General features: G+C 72.9%; 13 protein-coding genes. 5 read left to right on the top strand and 8 right to left on the bottom strand.

Features of this window, described 5'->3' with window-relative positions; genetic code table 11:
* The first annotated feature begins 16 nt into the window (after window positions 1-16).
* Both hemB and GA0070611_RS19740 read left to right on the top strand, forming a co-directional pair.
* Window positions 17-1,000, top strand: a complete 984-nt coding sequence (gene hemB / locus GA0070611_RS19745; RefSeq protein WP_091666469.1) for a porphobilinogen synthase — start codon at window positions 17-19, stop codon at window positions 998-1,000.
* Window positions 1,001-1,307: 307 nt separating this feature from the next.
* The gene (locus GA0070611_RS19740; RefSeq protein WP_091666467.1) at window positions 1,308-1,814 is read left to right on the top strand and encodes a helix-turn-helix domain-containing protein; all 507 of its coding nucleotides are present in this window, start codon (window positions 1,308-1,310) and stop codon (window positions 1,812-1,814) included.
* A gap of 56 nt (window positions 1,815-1,870) precedes the next feature.
* Here the strand turns inward: GA0070611_RS19740 and GA0070611_RS19735 are convergent, their stop codons facing one another.
* From GA0070611_RS19735 to GA0070611_RS19725, 3 genes are all read right to left on the bottom strand, one after another.
* Window positions 1,871-5,146, bottom strand: coding sequence for a lamin tail domain-containing protein (locus GA0070611_RS19735; protein ID WP_091666464.1), 3,276 nt, complete (start codon window positions 5,144-5,146; stop codon window positions 1,871-1,873).
* Window positions 5,147-5,240: 94 nt separating this feature from the next.
* Window positions 5,241-6,257, bottom strand: a complete 1,017-nt coding sequence (locus tag GA0070611_RS19730; protein WP_091666461.1) for a GNAT family N-acetyltransferase — start codon at window positions 6,255-6,257, stop codon at window positions 5,241-5,243.
* Between the two features lie 72 nt (window positions 6,258-6,329).
* Complete coding sequence (locus GA0070611_RS19725) at window positions 6,330-7,640, bottom strand: lytic murein transglycosylase (RefSeq protein WP_091666459.1); 1,311 nt, start codon at window positions 7,638-7,640, stop codon at window positions 6,330-6,332.
* Window positions 7,641-7,696: 56 nt separating this feature from the next.
* Here GA0070611_RS19725 and GA0070611_RS19720 point away from each other — a divergent pair, with 56 nt between their 5' ends.
* The gene (locus tag GA0070611_RS19720; RefSeq protein ID WP_091666456.1) at window positions 7,697-7,915 is read left to right on the top strand and encodes an FmdB family zinc ribbon protein; all 219 of its coding nucleotides are present in this window, start codon (window positions 7,697-7,699) and stop codon (window positions 7,913-7,915) included.
* 183 nt (window positions 7,916-8,098) lie between these two features.
* Entirely contained in the window at window positions 8,099-10,909 is a 2,811-nt protein-coding gene (locus tag GA0070611_RS19715) for an ATP-binding protein (RefSeq protein WP_091666454.1), read from the top strand.
* Between the two features lie 39 nt (window positions 10,910-10,948).
* Here the strand turns inward: GA0070611_RS19715 and GA0070611_RS19710 are convergent, their stop codons facing one another.
* Window positions 10,949-11,488 carry a phospholipase gene (locus tag GA0070611_RS19710; RefSeq protein WP_091666452.1) on the bottom strand — a complete coding sequence of 180 codons (540 nt, stop codon included), beginning with the start codon at window positions 11,486-11,488 and terminating at the stop codon, window positions 10,949-10,951.
* 153 nt (window positions 11,489-11,641) lie between these two features.
* Window positions 11,642-13,303: a glycoside hydrolase family 10 protein gene (locus tag GA0070611_RS19705; protein WP_091666449.1), complete on the bottom strand. Its 1,662-nt coding sequence runs from the start codon at window positions 13,301-13,303 to the stop codon at window positions 11,642-11,644.
* Window positions 13,304-13,601: 298 nt separating this feature from the next.
* On the opposite strand from GA0070611_RS19705, the gene GA0070611_RS19700 reads away from it, so the two are divergent.
* Window positions 13,602-15,074 (top strand): amino acid permease, encoded by a 1,473-nt coding sequence (locus GA0070611_RS19700; protein WP_091666446.1) that lies wholly within the window; start codon window positions 13,602-13,604, stop codon window positions 15,072-15,074.
* A gap of 99 nt (window positions 15,075-15,173) precedes the next feature.
* On the opposite strand, the gene GA0070611_RS19695 is transcribed toward GA0070611_RS19700, so the two are convergent.
* Genes GA0070611_RS19695 through GA0070611_RS19685 form a run of 3 tightly spaced genes read right to left on the bottom strand, consistent with a single transcriptional unit; the run spans window position 15,174 to window position 17,970 of the window.
* Complete coding sequence (locus GA0070611_RS19695; RefSeq protein ID WP_091666444.1) at window positions 15,174-16,181, bottom strand: glycoside hydrolase family 43 protein; 1,008 nt, start codon at window positions 16,179-16,181, stop codon at window positions 15,174-15,176.
* Entirely contained in the window at window positions 16,178-16,996 is an 819-nt protein-coding gene (locus GA0070611_RS19690; RefSeq protein WP_091666441.1) for a carbohydrate ABC transporter permease, read from the bottom strand. The genes GA0070611_RS19695 and GA0070611_RS19690 overlap by 4 nt, the downstream gene beginning before the upstream one ends.
* Window positions 16,997-17,007: 11 nt before the next feature.
* Window positions 17,008-17,970: a carbohydrate ABC transporter permease gene (locus GA0070611_RS19685; protein WP_091666438.1), complete on the bottom strand. Its 963-nt coding sequence runs from the start codon at window positions 17,968-17,970 to the stop codon at window positions 17,008-17,010.
* Window positions 17,971-17,975: the final 5 nt, after the last annotated feature.

The raw sequence follows: 17,975 nt of genomic DNA, 5'->3' as shown, positions 1-17,975 counted from the left end.
TCCAGGGAGGCCCGCCATGCCGTACCCCGAGATCCGCCCCCGCCGGCTGCGTCGCAACGCGGCCGTGCGGCGGCTGGTCGCCGAGACCCGCGTCGACCCGGCCGAGCTGGTCGTGCCGATGTTCGTCAAGGAGGGGCTGACCGAGCCGCGGCCGATCGCGTCGCTCCCGGGGGTGCTCCAGCACTCCCGGGACTCCCTGCGCAAGGCCGCCGCCGAGGCGGTGCAGGCCGGGGTCGGCGGGATCATGCTCTTCGGGGTGCCGCAGAACCGGGACGAGACCGGCTCGGGTGGGATCGACCCGGCGGGCATCCTCAACGTCGCCATCCGCGACGTGGTCGCCGAGGTGGGTGACGCCACCGTGGTGATGAGCGACCTCTGCCTCGACGAGTTCACCTCGCACGGGCACTGCGGCGTGCTCACCCCGGACGGCGCGGTGGACAACGACGCCACGCTGGAGGCGTACGCGCGGATGGCGGTCGCCCAGGCCGACGCCGGGGTCCACGTGGTCGGCCCGTCCGGGATGATGGACGGCCAGGTCGGCGTGGTCCGCCGGGCCCTGGACGCCGCGGGCCACCAGGACGTCGCCGTGCTGGCGTACGCGGCGAAGTACGCCTCGGCGTTCTTCGGCCCGTTCCGGGACGCGGTGGAGTCGTGCCTGGAGGGCGACCGGCGCAGCTACCAGCAGGACCCGGCGAACCTGCGCGAGTCGCTGCGCGAGGTCGAGCTGGACGTGGCCGAGGGCGCCGACATGGTGATGGTCAAGCCGGCCCTGCCCTACCTCGACGTGGTGTCCGCGGTGCGGGCCGCGGTGGACGTCCCGGTCGCCGCCTACCAGGTCTCCGGCGAGTACGCGATGGTCGAGGCGGCCGCCGCGAACGGCTGGATCGACCGCGAGCGGGTGATGCTGGAGACGCTGACCTCGATCCGCCGGGCCGGCGCGCAGATCATCCTCACCTACTGGGCCGTCGAGGCCGCCGGGCTGCTCCGCCAGCGTTACTGAGCGGTCATCCGCTGCCCGGGCACCCCTCCGGCGTTCCCACGTCGGGGATGTTCTTCCGTACCCGCGCGCGGCTGCCGGCACCGCTCCGGTACCACCTCCGCACCGCCTTTGCTCTGCTTCAAGGGACGCAACAGCGGAGCGCTCCCAGTGTTGCGCAGATTGAAGCAGAGCAAAGGCGCGGTGGGGGAGGTCGGATGCGGGTGGACAGCCGGCGGCAGCACCGGGCCGGGCCCTGAGCCCGCCGGGTCGTCCACAGGCCTGTCCACAGGGGTCGCGGTCGCGTGGACGAGTCCGGCACGGTGTCGGCATGACGAGTGTGTTCGATCCGCCGGCGACCGGCCCGACCATCGGCCCCTTCCCGATCTCCGGCCTGGTCCGCCAGGCCCGCCGCCGCGTCGGGCTCGGGCAGCGGCAGATGGCCCGGTTCGCCCGGGTCGCGCCGTCGACCATCGGCCGCGTCGAGTCCGGCGAGCTGACGCCCAGCCTGCGGGTGCTCGAACGCATCTTCGGCGCCGCCGGTCTCTACCTCGCCGTGGTCGACCAGGACGGCCGGGTGGTCCAGCCGATGGGCGACTGGGAGGGGATCCGCGACGGCGCCGGCCGTCGCTACCCGTCGCACCTCAAGCTGATCATCGATCCGGAGCCGGGGGAGTGGTGGGCCGACATCTACGGTCTCGCCCGTCCGCCCGAGACCTTCCACCGGTGTTCGTTCGACGTCGAGGCGCGCCGGCGGCGCAGCCAGTGGGAGGTGCGGGTGGCGAAGTACCGGAACGTACCCCCACCGCCGAACCCCAGGGGTTGGAGCCTGTACTGAAGCGGCCCGCCGCCCGGCTGGTGAGCCGGACGACGGGCCGCTCCGCGGACCGTGCGTCAGTCGTCGTTGCGGATCGTCCCGACGGCGACCGGGTCGGCGAGCCGGAGGCCCGGCACACCCGCGACGTACAGCTTGAGCTGCTCGTCGGCCTCGACCTTCTTGTCACCGCGGACGGTGACCGGGAAGGTCAGCGAGGTCTGGCCGGCGGCCAGGGTCCGGCAACCGACGTACGGGTCGTAGTCCGAGCCGGCCTGCGCCGTGGTGCCGTAGGTGGCCGCGCAGAGCAGCACCGGCTCGGAGAGCGGACGGGAGACGGTCACCTTGAAGGCGAGCGTGCTGTCGCCCTTGTCGCCCTCCAGCACCGAGGCGTCGGCGACGCTCAGCGCGGCGCGCGACCGGAACCGGGCCACCTGCGGGTCGTGGTCGCTGGCGCCCCGGTCGCCCAGACCCTCGGTGTCGGTCGGGTAGTCGGCGTTGATGTGCGCCACCCGGGCCTGCACCAGGTCACCGTGCAGCTCGTCGTTGACGAACAGGTTGTCCAGCGTCTGCGCCTGTCCGCTGAAGGTGTACGAGTAGGCCGCTGCCGGCGCCTGCGCCACCAGGTCGTCCCAGAGGTTGTGCATCCCGGCCTGGTACAGCGGGGCGAGCTGGTCCGACGGGGTCGGGTTCTCCCCGGTCGCGATCGGGTCGTCCGGACGCGGGAACACGTTCAGGTCGCCGCCGTAGACGACCCGGGCGTCCGGGTCCTGCGCCTCGACGGCCTGCACCAGGGCGGCACCGTACGCGGCCTGCTCCCGCCGCTGGCCGACCCGGCTGTCCGGGCCCGACGAGTAGTGGTTGGTGACCGCGTAGAGCGTGTAGTGCTCGGTCGAGCCCGGGGCCGCCGCCACGGTGAACCGGGCAAGCTGCGCGGCCCGGGTGTAGACGTTCACGCCGTCCACCCCGGTGGAGCGGTCCACGTCGGCCGGCAGCACCGCGTTGAAGCCCTTCGGGTTCTGCACGTCCGCGTTGGACGGCAGCCCCGCCGAGCGGTACTGCACGGTCGGGTCGGTGCCCAGCAGCGGGTCGGCGGCGGTCGCCTCGGCCAGCGTCAGCCGGTCCGTCCGGTAGAGGAACGCCGAGGCGATGCCCCGGGCGTCCGCGCCGGTCCGGTCGTACGCCGCCGCGTAGGTCGGGCCGCCGTTGGCCGCGATGGTCAGCGCCAGCTCCTGCACGGTGTCCGGCGCGCCGTCGGCGTTGTTCGTGGTGCCGCAGAGCAGCGTGCCCTCGACCACCGAGCAGATGTCCTGGTCCTCGGCCTCCTGCACCATCACCAGGTCAGGGCTGTGCAGGGAGTTGATGATCTGCCGCGCCTCCACGCCCAGCCGGGCGGTGTACTCCGCCTCGCTGGCCGGTACGTAGTCGAACGGCGGGTTGACGCCGGCGCAGCCCGAGTTGCCGGCGAAGTCGCAGCCGTCGAACGGGTCGTCCCGGTAGTCGTACAGGTTCTCCAGGTTGTAGGTGGCGACCGCCACCTCGGAGTTGCGGTCCGCCGGCTGCGGCGGGTTGTTCGCCGCCGGGTCCGCGCCGCCGGTCAGGGTGAGCTGCTCCGGCTGCACGCTGTACTTGCTGAACGCGTACGAGATGGCGCCGAGGGCGTCCTCGGTGAGCGTGTCGAACGTGCGGGCCTCGGGCAGCAGCGCGGTCGAGTCACCCGCGGTCGCCTTCACGCCGCCCGCGCCCAGCAGGATGCGCTGGTTGTTGCCGTTGTCGAAGAGCGTGCCCGGGATGTCGTCCAGCGGGTGCGCGTCCCGGAACACCCGGCGGGCGTACGGGTCGGCCCGCTTCATGATCGGGTCCTCGCGGTCCACCACGTAGATCTCGGAGTCGGCGGTGGAGGCGTAGATGTGCCGGGGGGCGGAGACGCCGCTGCCGGAACGGACCCGCATCCGGGCGCCCTCGTGCCGCTCCCAGAACAGGTCGGCGCCGGTCGCGTCGGCCGGCGGGGTGGCGTCGTCCACCTGCACGGCGGTGTCCACGTCCAGCCCGGAGTCGAGCTTGCGCACCAGCGAGGCGCTGGAGAGCTGGGTCTGGTTGAAGTACTCGGAGACCCGGCCGCGCAGCACCACCTCGTCACCGACGGTCGGCGCGTACCCGCCGATCAGGGTGGTGAACGAGCCGGTGAAGACGAAGATGCCGTCCGAGCTGAGCGGGTCGCCGTCCTCGGTGCCCTTGCGGCTCTGCAGGTAGAAGCCGTACTGGTCGGCACCGGCGGAGGTACGGGTCAGCGACTTCTGGGTGATCACGCCGCGCACGTCGTACAGCGTGGAGCTGGTGCCGTTGCCGCTGGCCGGGGCGAGCGGCGACCGGTCGGTGCGGCCGCTCTCGTCGTCTCCGGTACGGCCCTGCACCTCGCCCACCGTGAGCACGCTGGTGGCCTGCACGGTGAGCGTGCAGGTCGCGGTGCCGCCGTCGGCGTCGGTCGAGGTGACGGTGACCGCGTACGAGCCGGCGGTGAGGCCGGTGGCGGTCAGCGTGGCGGTGGCGGTGCCACCGACCGCGCCGGCCGGGGTGAACGCGGTACGGCTGACCGAGCCGCTCGCCGGCGCCGGGCTGACCGAGGTGACCGCCAGATCGGTGACCGTGTCGTCGGCGTCCGTCGCGGTGACCGTGCGGGACGCGGTCGCGCCGGCCTCCACGGTCAGCGTGCCGCCGCAGGTGAGCGTCGCCGGCTGGTCGACCGGGCCGCCACCGCCGTCGACGCTGTGGCTGCCGAGCCCGTCGAAGGTGTCGGTGGCGAAGCCGGCCCACTGCACGGCCGGGTCGAAGGCGTCCGACGGGTCGGTGTCGCCGGAGGTCACCGTGGGCAGCCGCCGCAGCGTGTTGTCGGCGGTGCTGGTGAGCCCGGTGCCCCACTCGGTGCCCGGGTCGACGCCGACCTGGCCGATCGAGTCGACCACCGTGGCGCCCTTGCGCAGCACGATCGCGTCGTCGCCGTTGAACAGCGAGGCGCCGTACGTCTGGTCGGCCTGGGCGAGGATCGCCGGAGCGGCGGAGGAGGCGGCGAAGACGAAGACGTCACCGGCGGCGACGGTGCCGGTCAGGGCGACGTTCGTCGACGTGGTCGCGCCGTTGAAGTAGAACTGGAGCTGGTAGCCGGCGGCAGCCAGGTCGACCGGCGCGCCGGTGCCGTTGTAGAGCTCGATCGCCTTGTTGTTGGACGAGCCCTCGACGTACTCGGAGATGAACAGGTCGCTGGACGCGGCGCTGGCCGCAGGGGGTGCGAGACCGACCGCCGTCAGGGACACGGCGGCGGTGGTCGCTAGCGCGGCGATGGAGCGGCGCGGGCGCATGAAGCCTCCACGATGGGTGGACAGGAACTAACGCACGTTAAGGGTCGTTCCGGTCTGCCGTCCATCCCCCGGGCAGCCGTTTGGTGAACTCCGCTCAGCGATGACTGTCGAGCCGGTGCACCAGCTCGGCGACGTCGACGCCGTATTCGCACCAGTCCCGGTCGGGTCGGTAGCCCAGTTCGGCGTTGACCTTCAGCATGGCCTCGTTGGCCTGCGCGTTCCAGGTCTGCACCTCGACCAGCTCCGGCTCGGCGGACCGCAGCTCCAGCAGCATCCGGGCCTTGATGGCCCGGTCGATGCCGTAGCCCCGGTGGTCCCGCACGACGATGGTGTCGTACTGGTCGGCCCGGGTCGGGTGCTGCGCGGGCACCACCACCTCGGTCAGCCCGGCCACCTCGCCGGTCTGCTCGTGCAGGGCCAGCACGATGTACGGCTTCATGCCCCGCCGGTGCAGCGTGTCGAGGCTGTCCCGCAGCCGCTGCGGATCGTAGGAGCTGGGGCGCAGCTCGCCGTCGTCGAGATCGCGCACCTCGGCCTTGGCCCGCGCGTACGCCTCCAGCAGGTCGTCGGGCAGGCCGCCCGGGCAGAACTCCAGGTGGTAGCCGGCGCCCACCCCGTCGGCCATGCCGGTCAGCGCCGGCCAGTCGACGTTGCGCAGGTCGAGCACGCTGCGGGTCTCGACGTACTCCCGGGTGAAGCCGAGCGACTCGTAGAACCCCACCGCCGGGGTGTCGCCGACCACCTCGACGCCGATCGACTGGAAGCCCTCGTCCCAGACCCGACGGGCGGCCACCCGCACCAGGTCACGGCCGAGCCCGGTGCGCCGCAGCGCCGGGTGGACCAGCACCTCCAGCACCCCGATCCCGCCGAGGAGCAGGACGTGCACGTGGCCGATGATCGGGCCCGGGGTGCCGTCGGCCGCCGCGTCCTCCTGGGCCACCCAGGAGATCCGCCGCTCGCCCGGCATCACCTCGGAGAGGTATTCCCGCATCGAGCTCTCCCGCCAGGGCGGATCCTGCGGGAGGTCGGCCGCCAGGACCGCGTTCAGCGTGTCCAGCAGCGACCCGATCTCGGCGGACGACGCGGTCCGAGGGTCCCACTCGCGCACCATCACCCGTCTAGCTTGCCGCCAACGGCTGCCCAGCGGAAGGGTGCGGTCCTCGAATGTATCCGACCGGTCACGTCACGTACGGCTCAGTCGACCGTACTCGTTGGCCTTCTCGAAGATGTCCTGGGCGTACCGGCGTACATCGTTGTACGACAGGATGGCCCCCCACCAGTCGCCCGGGATGCTCATGTTCCGGCCGCCCTGGCAGAGGTAGTTGCCGGCGGCCAGGGCCGCGTCGTCGATGTCGTGCGGGTTGCGCACCCCGTCGTTGTCGGCGTCCGCGCCGACGAGCTGCCAGGTGCTCGGGATGAACTGCATCGGGCCGAGCGCCCGGTCGTAGACGGTGTCGTGGTCCAGCCGACCCTGGTCGGTGTCGAGGATCCGGGAGGTGCCGCCCTTGCCGTCGAGCGGCGGACCGACGATCTCCGGCTCGGCCACCCCGTTGGGGCCGAGGGTGGACCTGAAGCCGCCGTGGGCGGACTCGACGTATCCGATCGCGGCGAGCGTGGTCCAGCTCAGCTGGCAGCTGCGGTGCGTCTGTTCGAGCACCCGCTCGGCGTAGCCGTACGCCTGCAACGCCACCACCGGGATCTGGGTCTTCGCGTGGACCTGCGTCGCCCACGCGGCCAGCGCGTCCGCCGGGCGGCCGGTGCCCGGACCCACCACCGGGCCGGTGGGCTGGACCCCGCCGGGCAGCGGAGTGCCGGTGACCACCGGGCCGCCGGGGAGGTCGGTCGCGCCGGGCAGGCCGGGGCCGCCGGGCAGGCCCGGCCCGCCGGGCGTCGACCCGCCCTCGGGTACGCCGCTCACCGCGACGGTCGCGGTCACGTCGACGGCCACCGGCTGCGTCCTGCGTACCGTGGCCGGCACCAGCAGCGCGCCGGCCGCCGCGGTGGCCGCGACCAGGGCGAGCAGGAAGAGACCGGGCAGCGTGGTGCGCCCGCTCGGGCGGCGCGACCAGGCGCGGGTCGCCCGGGCCGCGCCGACGGCGAGCTGCCGCGGCGGCGGCACCCGCACCGCGTGCGCGAACGGGATACGCCGTCGCCGGCCGCTGGCAGGTGGGCTCCCCGCCGCGCCGGCCCCGGCGACACCCTCGGCCTTGGTCGCGTCCGCGGTCGCGATGGGTCCCGGCCCGGTCTCCGCGCTATCCGGTGTGGACGCGGCGTCCTCCGTCGACCCGGACTTCGCGCCGCCCTCGGCCGTCGCCGGCGTCCCGACGGTCGGGCCGCCGGCGGTCACGGCCGGCTCGGGCCGGGCTGTGACCTGGGTCGGAGCCGGCTCCGCGGCGCGGCGGGGCCGGGGAAGCGGGCCGCGCCCGGCGGCACCGTCGGGCGGCGCGGCCGGTCGCAGGGGTCGAACCGTCGATCGCTCCTCGCCGTCCACCACCCGTCGAGTATCACCCATGCCCGCCGCGCCGTCAGGCCCGGTCGTACCCTGGACCCATGCCCCGGTACGAGTTCCGCTGCCGCTCCTGCGGCGACACCTTCGAGGTCAACCGGCCGATGGCCGAGGCCGGCCGCCCCGCGTCCTGTCCGCAGGGGCACGCCGACACGGTGAAGCTGCTCTCCACCGTCGCGGTCACCGGCCGCGGCGGGTCCGGACCGGTGGGTTCACCGGCCCCGGCCGGTGGCGGTTGCTGCGGCGGGGGCTGCGGCTGCTGAGCCGCTCCGGTCCCCCGGCCGTCGACGCGGACCCGTCCGGCCGTCCCGACGATCGGCCGGAATCTTGCCGGCCCAGTGATCCTTTGGCACCTTGAGTCGGAATCTGCCCGGCCGTTCTCACGATGCGTGACGGCGTGACCATAGGGCAGCATGAACCCGACGTCAGGGGCGGAGGTTCCACGCATGTCGCCACGGATCCACCTCCCGAGCGGATGGGTGACCTTCGTGTTCACCGACATCGAGGGGTCGACGCGGCTGGCCCAGCTGCTCGGTCCGGGCTACCGCCCGGTGTTGCGGGAACATCGTCGGCTGCTGCGCGACACGTTGGCCGGCACCGACGGGGCGGAACTGCTGACCGAAGGGGACTCCTTCTTCCTCGCGTTCGGCGACGCGTCCGCCGCGCTGACCGCCTGCCTCACCGCGCAGCGGGCGCTGACCGGCCACGACTGGCCCACCCCGGAGGCCGCGCCCCGGGTGCGGATGGGGCTGCACACCGGGTACGCCGAACCGCGCGACGGGGAGTACGCCAGCCCGGAGGTGCACCGGGCCGCCAGGGTGGCCGCCGCCGCCCACGGTGGACAGGTGCTCTGCTCGGCCGCCGCGGCCCGGCACGCCGATCCGCTGCCCGAGGGTGCGTCCCTGTTGGACCTCGGGCTGCACCGGCTCCGCGGCTTCGACGACCGGGAACGGCTGTTCCAGCTGGTGGCGCCGGGGTTGGAGCGCAGCTTCCCGCGCCCGCGTACCGCCGACGCGGTGGCGCACAACCTGCCCACCCAGGCCACCTCGTTCGTCGGCCGGGAGGCGGAGCGCGCCGAGCTGCGGCGGCTGGTCGACACGTACCGCCTGGTCACCGTGCTGGGCGCGGGCGGCACCGGCAAGACGCGGCTCGCGGTGGAGCTGGCCTCGGGGATCGTCGAGGCGTACCCGGACGGGGTGTGGTTCGTCGACGTCGCCGCGGTGACCGACCCGGGCCTGGTGGCCTTCGAGATCGCCGCCGTGCTCGGGCTGCGCCCGGAGCCCGGTCGCCCGATGGTGGACACCCTGGTCGAGTACGCGGCCGCCCGCCGGATGCTGATCGTGCTGGACACCTGCGACGCCCAGCCGGCGGCCTCGGCCGAGGCGATCTCCCGGCTGCTGGCCGGCGGCCGGGGCGTCCGGGTGCTGGCCACCAGCCGGGAGTCGTTCGGGCTGCCCGGCGAGGTGGTCTGGCGGATCCCGCCGCTCTCGGTCGACCCCCGGCCGGACGGCGGGCAGGCCGACGCGGTGGCGCTGCTGCTGGACCGGACCGCGGCGGCCCGGGGCGGCCGGCCGCCGGACCCGGCCGAGCAGGCCGACCTGCGGCGGGTGGTACGCCGGCTGGACGGCCTGCCGCTCGCCATCGAGCTGGCCGCCGCCCGGCTGCGGGTGCTCTCCGCCGGGCAGCTCGCCGAGCGGCTCGACGACATGCTGGGCACCCTCGACGCCGGCCGGGCCGAGCTGGAGCCGCCCCCGGTGGAGGCGCCCTGGAGCGGCAACCAGCAGGACACCGTGGACCTGGTCGCCGCCGCGAAGGGGGCCGCCCCGCCGACCCCGGCGACCCGGGCCGTGCAGCGTTCGGCCAGCGAACGCCACCTCACCATGCAGGCCACCGTGACCTGGTCGTACCGGACGCTGGGCGCGCGCTCGGCCCGGTTGCTGCGCTGGCTGGCGGTCTTCGCCGGGCCGGTGGACCTGCCGACCGTGCAGTGGCTGCTCGACGACGACCCGCTCGACCCGCTCTCGGTGCTGGTCGACAAGTCGATGGTGCTGGCCGAGCCGCACGCCTCGGGCAGCACCTACCGGATGCTCGACCCGATCCGGGCGTACGCGGCGCGCCGGCTGATCGAGGCCGGCGAGGAGCGGACCGCCCGGGACCGCCACGTGGCCTGGTCGCGGCACGCGTTGCAGCGCGCCCACCTGGGCCCCGACGGCCGGCCGGTCACCCTCTCCCTGTACGCGCTGGACCCGCTCGCCGGGGAGTTGCGGGCCGCGCTGCGCTGGTGCGCCACCGGCGGCAGCGCCCGCTCCGGACTGCGCCTGGCCGGCGGGCTGGACCAGTGGTGGCGGGAACGGGGGCTGGCCCGGGAGGGGCGGCTCTGGCTGTTCCGCCTCTACGGGCGGATCGCCGAGACCGGGGAGCCCATCCCGGAGGCGGAGCTGGCGGCGGCGTACCACATGCACTCGCTGCACGCCGGCGCGGACGGCGAGGTGGGCGAGGAGCTGCGCTACTCGCAGCGGGCCGAGGCGGCCGCCCGGCAGGCCGGTGACCTGGGGCTGCTCGCCCGGGTGCTGGCGGGTCGGGCCGCGCCGCTGGTCGACATGGGACAGTTCGCCGAGGCGGAACGGGTCTGCCGCGAGGTCATCGACTGGGCGTACGAGCAGGACGTGGCGGGCGACGCGCTGCTGGCGGTCTACAACCTCGCCGAGCTGCTCTGGCGGCGGGGCGCGCTGGACGAGGCGGCCGAGCTGCTCGGGGCGGCCCGCCCGGTGGAGGCCGCCCGCCCGGTGGAGCGGGGTCGCCGCTCGGTGGACATGCTGCTCGGCATGGTGGCGCTCGCCCGGGGTGACCTGGTCGCCGCGCACGAGCACCTGTTGGTGGCGCTCCGCTCCCGGATGAGCCACGGCTACCTGGGCCGGGCCTGCGACACGGTGAACGCGGTCGCGGTGCGCTGCGCGCTGGGCGGTGACCCGCTCACCGCGGCCCGGCTCTTCGGGGCGGCCCAGGCGACCCGGGCGCAGCTGCGGGCCACCCCCGGGATCTTCGGGGCCTACTGGCTGGAACGGCAGGCCGAGCTGCGCCGGGCGCTCGGGGATGCGGCCTTCGACACCGCGTACGGCGCGGGCGGCGAGCTGGCCCTGGCGGAGGCGGCGGCGTTGGCGGCGGAGGTCGAGCACCCGGACCTGGCCGCGGACTCGCCCCGGTTCACCGCGCCGGCGCCCCGCCGTTCCACCGCGCCCCGGTTCACCACCGGCTGACCGGGCGGCCGACGCCACCCGGCCAGCCGGCCGGCGTGCTCAACGCAGCCCGGCGCGCCGCTCGGCGTCGGCCTTCATCCGGGCCGCCCGGTCCAGGTCCGCCTGCCGCACCGCGGCGACCGAGCCGAAGACACTGACCGCCTCGTAGTACGTCCAGGCCAGGCTGTAGCAGGCGGGCCGGACGACGACGTTGTACGTGGCGCAGACCCGCTTCAGGTCGGCATAGAAGGCGCTGTCCAACCGGGACTTGTTGGCGGAGAACCGGCCCATCGCCTTGTAGTTGCGGTAGCCGAAGTCGTGCCGGTAGCAGGAGAGGTTGAAGGTGAAGCCGAGCGGGTTGTCCGGGCTCGACGAGCAGTAGTCGGTGGACCAGTCGAAGCTGTAGTCGGCCCAGGCGGCCTTGTTGAGCCGGCCGGCGTTCCAGGCGTTGTAGCTGGTCGCGCTGGTCTGGGTCCAGCTCGACAGGACGGCGAGCTTCTGTTCGGTGCTGACCGCGGCGGCGGCGGGGGTGGCCACCCCGACGGCGGTGCAGAGCGCCATCGTGCCGGTGGCGAGCAGGGTGACGAGACGGCGGGACACGGGACCTCCCCAGGTCGTGGTGCAGAGGTGTCGATCATTGTCGATCGATCGGGGAAGCCTGGCGGATGCGCCTGGCGAACTGTTGGTGGCATCCGTCGAAACAGACGAATGCCCCCGGGCCGCGGTGGCGACCCGGGGGCATCCGGTTCCGGCTCAGCGCACGAAGCGCGGCGGGCTGACCGGGCCCTCGTTCCAGGACCGGTCCAGCGCGCTCACGTAGTAGGTGTAGCGCGCGTCGGCCGCCGCGGTGGTGTCCAGCCAGGACTGCACGTCACCGTCGGTGCCCCGGACGGTGCCGACCAGGTGGGCCGCGTCGGCGAAGTCGCACCGGTCGGCGAGGCCGGTGCCGTCGAACCGGTAGATCGCGTACGACGTGGCGGTGCCCAGCGGGCCCTTGCCGTTCGCGGGCTGCCGCCAGCTCAGCCGGACGCCGTCGGCCTGCCGGTCGACGCCGGTGACCACCGGGGCGAGCAGCGGCCGCGACGGGAGCTGGGCCATGGTGGGCACCAGCGCCGGGCGGGAGTAGTGCTCGGCGGCGTAGATGTCGGTGGCGCCGAGCCGGTTGGCCCGGACCTGCACCGCGGAGAAGTGCACGTTGCCGAGCACCTCCGGGTACGACCGGTTGAGCGTCAGGTGGTCCGACAGCTCGCGCGGGTTCATCCAGTACGACCCGTACGCCGGGTCACCGCTCTTGTAGTCGGCCTGGCCGATGTAGAGCTGCACGTTCGTGCCGCGCACCTGCTCGGCCCACCACGGCACCAGCCGGGCGTAGTCGGCGGCCGGGTACTGACCGATGTACCAGTAGAGCTGCGGCACGATGTAGTCGACCCACTCCTCCTTGACCCACCTGCGGGTGTCGGCGGAGATGATGTCGTACGACTGCGAGCCGGTGGTGTCCGAGCCGTTCGGGTCGGCCGACTTGTTGCGCCAGATGCCGAACGGGCTGACCCCGAACTTCACCCACGGCTTGGCCGCCTTGATCTTGGCGTTCATCTCCCGCACCAGCAGGTTGATGTTGTCCCGCCGCCAGTCGGCCTTGTCGGTGAAGCCCCGGTTGTACGCGGCGAAGGTGGCGTCGTCCGGCACCTGGTACGTGCCGCTCGGGTACGGGTAGAAGTAGTCGTCGAAGTGGATGGCGTCGACGTCGTACCGCTTGACCGCGTCCATCATCGCGTTCTGGACGAACTCGCGGACCTCGGGGATGCCGGGGTTGTAGTAGAGCCGGCTGCCGGCCACCCCGGCCGGCGGGTACGCGAAGACCCAGTCCGGGTGCTGCCGGGCCGGCGCGTCCGGGGCGAGCTTGCTGATGTCCGCGCCCGCGCCGCCCGGGGCCGGCATGGACACCCGGTACGGGTTCATCCAGGCGTGGAACTCGAGGTTGCGCTTGTGTGACTCCTCGACCAGGAAGGCCAGCGGGTCCCAGCCCGGGTCCTTGCCGCGCACCCCGGTCAGGTACTCCGACCACGGCTCGTACGGCGACGGCCAGAACGCGTCGGCGGTGGGACGGACCTGGACCACGACGGCGTTGTGGTGGAGCTTCTGGGCCAGGTCGAGCCAGCCCAGGTACTCGGCCTTCTGCTTGGCGACCTGGTCCGGGTCGGTCCAGCTGGCCTTGCTGGGCCAGTCGATGTTCGTCACCGAGGCGATCCACATGGCCCGGAACTGGCGCTTGGGGGTGGCCGGGTCGGTGACGCAGTTGGTGGTGCTGGAATCGGGCGCCGTGTCGCTTTCCGCGGCGCGCGCGGGGGTGCCGGCGACGAGCGCGCCGAGCAGCGCCACGGCCAGCCCGGCGGCTCTGAGCCGAGTTGCCTTCATGCGGTGCGGTCCCTTCGTTGGGGCTCCCGGGAGGGCGGCGACGGACGGCGTGTCCGGCAAGATTCGCCGCACAACATCTGTCGCCGGTAGAAAACTTTCATCAATCCCGATGTCGCGCAAGAGTTGCGGGCAGATCGACGGACAGGTGGGGCCGAACGTCCGAGAGGTGAGCCGGGCCACACCGCTTTTCGTGACCTTTCCGATACGCCGGGTGGTGGGTTGCCTGGGAGTTCGCTGGGTACCTTGGCCGGTCACCGGACCGTCACCGTGGCGGTCGTCCGGTGGGGGAGGTGATCGCGTGTCCGTGCTACGGACCAAACCGATCAAGGACGTGCAGGCGCAGAGCGACGCCGACGGCAGCGACGGCGAGCTGGGCCTGCGCCGTCGGCTCGGCGCCGTCGACCTGATGGGCTTCGGCATCGGCATCGTGATCGGCACCGGCATCTTCACGCTGACCGGCATCGAGGCGAAGAACACCGCCGGTCCGGGTGTGGTGATCTCGTTCGCCATCGCCGGCGTGGTCGCCCTGCTCGCCGCGCTCTGCTACGCCGAGCTGGCCTCCAGCGTGCCGGCCGCCGGCAGCGCCTACACCTACGCGTACGCCACGATGGGCGAGATCGTCGCCTGGATCATCGGCTGGGACCTGCTGCTGGAGTTCGCGCTCGGCTCGGCCGTGGTGGCCCGGGGCTGGTCCGGTTACCTCGCCGAGCTGTTCGGCCTGCCGAGCGCCTGGTTCGCCGAGGAGGGCAGCATCGTCAACCTCGGCGCGATCGCCATCGTGCTGATCCTCGGCGTGGTCGGCATCGTCGGCATCCGCGAGTCGGCCCGGGTGACCAACCTGCTGGTCCTGGTCAAGGTGGCCATCTGCGTCTTCATCGTGGTCGCCGGGCTGTTCTTCGTGAAGGCCGCCAACCTCAGCCCGTTCATCCCGTCGGCCGAGCCGGCCGGGGGCGCCGAGGACGGCATCAAGCAGCCGGTCACCCAGGCCATCTTCGGGCTGGAGCCGTCCGTCTTCGGCTTCGCGGGCGTGCTCACCGCCGCCGCGGTGGTCTTCTTCGCGTACACCGGCTTCGAGGCCGTGGCGAACCTCGGTGAGGAGACCCGCAAGCCCAAGCGCGACCTGCCGCTGGGCCTGCTCGGCACGCTGGGCATCTCGACGGTGCTGTACATCGCCGTCTCGCTGGTCGTGGTGGGCATGGTGCACTACACCGAGATCGACGAGGGCGCCCCGATCGCCTCCGCCTTCAAGGCGGCCGGCGCCGGCTGGGCCGCCGTGCTGGTCTCCATCGCCGCCATCGCGGGCCTGACCAGCGTCATCCTGGTCGACCTGGTGGCCATGGGCCGGATCGGCTTCGCCATCGCCCGGGACGGGCTGATCCCGCCGTCGATCGCCAAGGTGCACCCGCGCTGGGGCACCCCGTACCGGATCTCGGCGATCATGACGATCGGGGTCGCGCTGCTCGCCGGCTTCCTGCCGCTCTCCGCGCTGGCCGACCTGGTCAGCATCGGCGCGCTCTGCGCGTTCGTGCTGGTGTCGATCGCGGTACCGATCCTGCGCCGCCGTCGCCCCGACCTGGAGCGGCCGTTCAAGGTGCCGTTCTCCCCGGTGCTGCCGATCGTGTCGGCGTTGGCCTGCCTCTACCTGATGCTCAACCTGTCGGTGGAGACCTGGATCCGGTTCCTGGTCTGGATGCTGCTCGGCGCGGTGATCTACTTCGGTTACGGCTACCGCAAGAACCGCCTCGCCCGCCGCGAACACTCCACCACCTGACCCCCCCCTCGCGCGGTCTTTCAAGCGACTAATTCACGGAAAGAGTGGCTGTCCGACGCCCGATAGCCACTCTTTCCGTGAATTAGCGCCCAGGGCAGCTCAGGGGCGGGGTTGGGGGGTGGGGGTGGGGCCCTTGAGGGTGGGCTTGCCGTCGGTCCAGAGCAGTTCGTCGAGCCAGACCTGGCGGCCGGGGTCGGTGCTGCCCTCCTGGCCGGGCGGCCAGGCGTGGTAGAGCAGCCAGGTGCGGCCGTCCTTCTCCACCAGCGAGGCGTGACCCGGGCCGGAGGCGGCCCGGTTGCTCTTCAGGATCGGATTCTCCGGGGCCTTCACGCACGGCCCGGTCGGGCTCTCGCAGACCGCGTAGCCCTCCGCGTACTCGGCCCGGTCGTACGCGTTGGCGGCGAAGAAGAGGTACAGCTTCCCGTCGTGCCGGTGCAGGAACGGGCCCTCGACCAGGGTGCCCTCCCAGGGTTCGGTCTGCTTCAGCAGCTTCGTCACCGGCCCGCTCAGCCGCAGCCCGTCGGGCGAGAGGCGCTGCGAGAAGAGCCAGGTGTCCACGCCGATGGCGTTGCCGTCGTTCTTCCAGAGCAGCCAGAGGCTCCCGTCGCTGTCCCGGTACGGGCTGGCGTCGATCGACCCGCCCAGCTCCGCCTGGCAGATCAGCGGCTCGGACGAGTCGTCCCGGTACGGCCCCGACGGGGTAGCCGCCACCGCCCGCCCCACGCACTGCCGGCCGGACTCGCGGTGCGCCACGGTGTAGTAGAGCGCGAACCGGTCCGGGGCGAGCTGGATCACCTCCGGTGCCCAGGTCTTCCCGGCGTCCGCCCACGCCGGCAGCTCCGGCAGCGCGTCCCCGGCCGGCGTCCAGTCGACCAGGTCCGGTGAGGTGTGCACCGGGACGTTGCGGCCACCCGAGTTGGTGTGGAAGAGGTACCAGGTGTCGCCGACCCGGATCGCCTGCGGGTCGGGGGCGTCGGTCCGGATGACCGGGTTGGTGAACACGTGCGGATCCTCCCGGGTACTCGATGGGGTCGGGTCGCTGCCGCAGGCGGCGGTGAGCAGCGCGGCGGCGAGCACCGCCGCCGCGCCGCGTCGCGCGCCGGTCATCCCTTCAGGCCGCTGCGGGAGACGCCCTGGATGATGTGCCGCTGGGCGAGCACGAAGAGCACCAGCGCGGGCACGCTGGCCAGCACCGCCCCCGCCATGATCACCGGGTAGTCGGTGTTGTACGCGCCCTGGAGCAGGCCCAGTCCGGCGGGGAGGGTCAGCCGCTCCGGGCTGAACAGCACGTAGATCGGCCAGAGGAAGTCGTTCCAGTTGGTGAGGAAGGACAGCACCGCGAGGGTGGCCAGCGCCGGCCGGGACAGCGGCAGCAGCACCCGGGTGAAGACCTGCCAGTGGTTCGCCCCGTCCAGCACCGCCGCCTCCTCCAGCTCGGCCGGGATGGAGAGGAAGAACTGGCGCAGGAAGAACACCCCGAACGCGCTGGCCGCGCCCGGCACGATCACCACGGTCAGGGTGTCGATCCAGCCCAGCCGGTCGGCGATCACGAAGTTCGGGATGATCAGCGAGGTGGGTGGGATGAAGAGGGTGCCCACGATCAGCGCGAAGCCCAGCGACCGGCCGCGGAAACGGAGCCGGGCCAGGGCGTACGCGGCCATCGAGGCGGTGGCCAGCACCAGCAACGCGTGCAGTCCGGCGGCCAGCATGCTGTTGACGAACCAGCGCAGCACCGGATTGGCGTCGTTGTGCAGGATCCGGTCGAAACCGTACGTGGAGAACGGGTTCGGCAGCCAGCTCGGCGGGATGCGCTGCGCGTCGCCGTACGTCTTCAGCGCGGTCAGCAGCATCCACACCAGCGGGGTGACGAACACCAGGGCCAGCAGCACCAGGACGGCGTAGCGCCCGATCCGACGAGTCATCGCCGTCCTCCTCAGTCTTCCCGGTAGCGGAACAGCCGGAAGTTGACGACGCTGATCACCGCGAGCGCCAGCGCGAAGAGGATGCTCATCGCGGCCGCCTTGCCCGCGTCGTTGTCCCGCAGCCCCTCGTCCACGATCCGCCACACCACGGTCCGGGTCTGCTGCCCCGGCGCGCCCTGCGTGATCAGGAACGACTGGCCGAACACGTTGGCCGAGGCCAGGATCGTGGTGGTCAGCACGAAGAGCAGCACCGGGCGCAGCCCGGGCAGGGTGACGTTGCGGAACCGTTCCCAGGTGTTCGCCCCGTCCATCCGGGCCGCCTCGTACAGCTCCGGCGAGATGTCCTGCAAGCCCGCCAGGTAGATCACCGCGTTGAAGCCGGAGGTCCACCAGACGGTCACCCCCACCAGCGACACCCAGGCCCACGGCACGTCGGTCACCCAGGGCGTGTCCGAGGGCAGGCCGACCGCGCCGAGCAGCCGGTTGACCAGACCCAGGTTGGCGTCCAGCAGGAAGCGCCAGAGCAGGCCGATCACCGCCACCCCGAGCACGTACGGGGCGAAGTAGACGGCCCGGAAGAAGGTCCGGCCCGGGAACGAGCGGTTGAGCAGCAGCGCCAGCCCGAGCGGGACGACCACCAGCAGTGGCACCGCGAAGACCGTGAAGATCGCGGTGGCCCGGACGCTGGCCCACCAGTCCGCGTAGTCCGCCGACTCCGGGTCGAAGAGGGTCCGGTAGTTGTCCAACCCGACGAACGGCCGGTTGGGCAGTTGCAGGTCCCACTGGTGCACGCTCAGCCAGAGCCCGAAGAGGATCGGCAGGAGCCCGAACCCCAGGAAGAGCACCAGGTACGGGGCAAGGAAGAGGTACGGGGTGGCGCGACTGCCCCGGCGGGAGGTACCCCGACGGGCGGTCCGCCCCGCCGGGGGCGGCGCGTCCGGTCGCGCCGCCCCCACCTCGGTCACCTCGGTCACGCCGA

Origin of the sequence: Micromonospora auratinigra, assembly GCF_900089595.1 — a bacterium.
Lineage (GTDB): Bacteria > Actinomycetota > Actinomycetes > Mycobacteriales > Micromonosporaceae > Micromonospora > Micromonospora auratinigra.
Note: the sequence above shows the minus strand (reverse complement) of the source record. Positions and strands in the feature narration are given on the sequence as shown.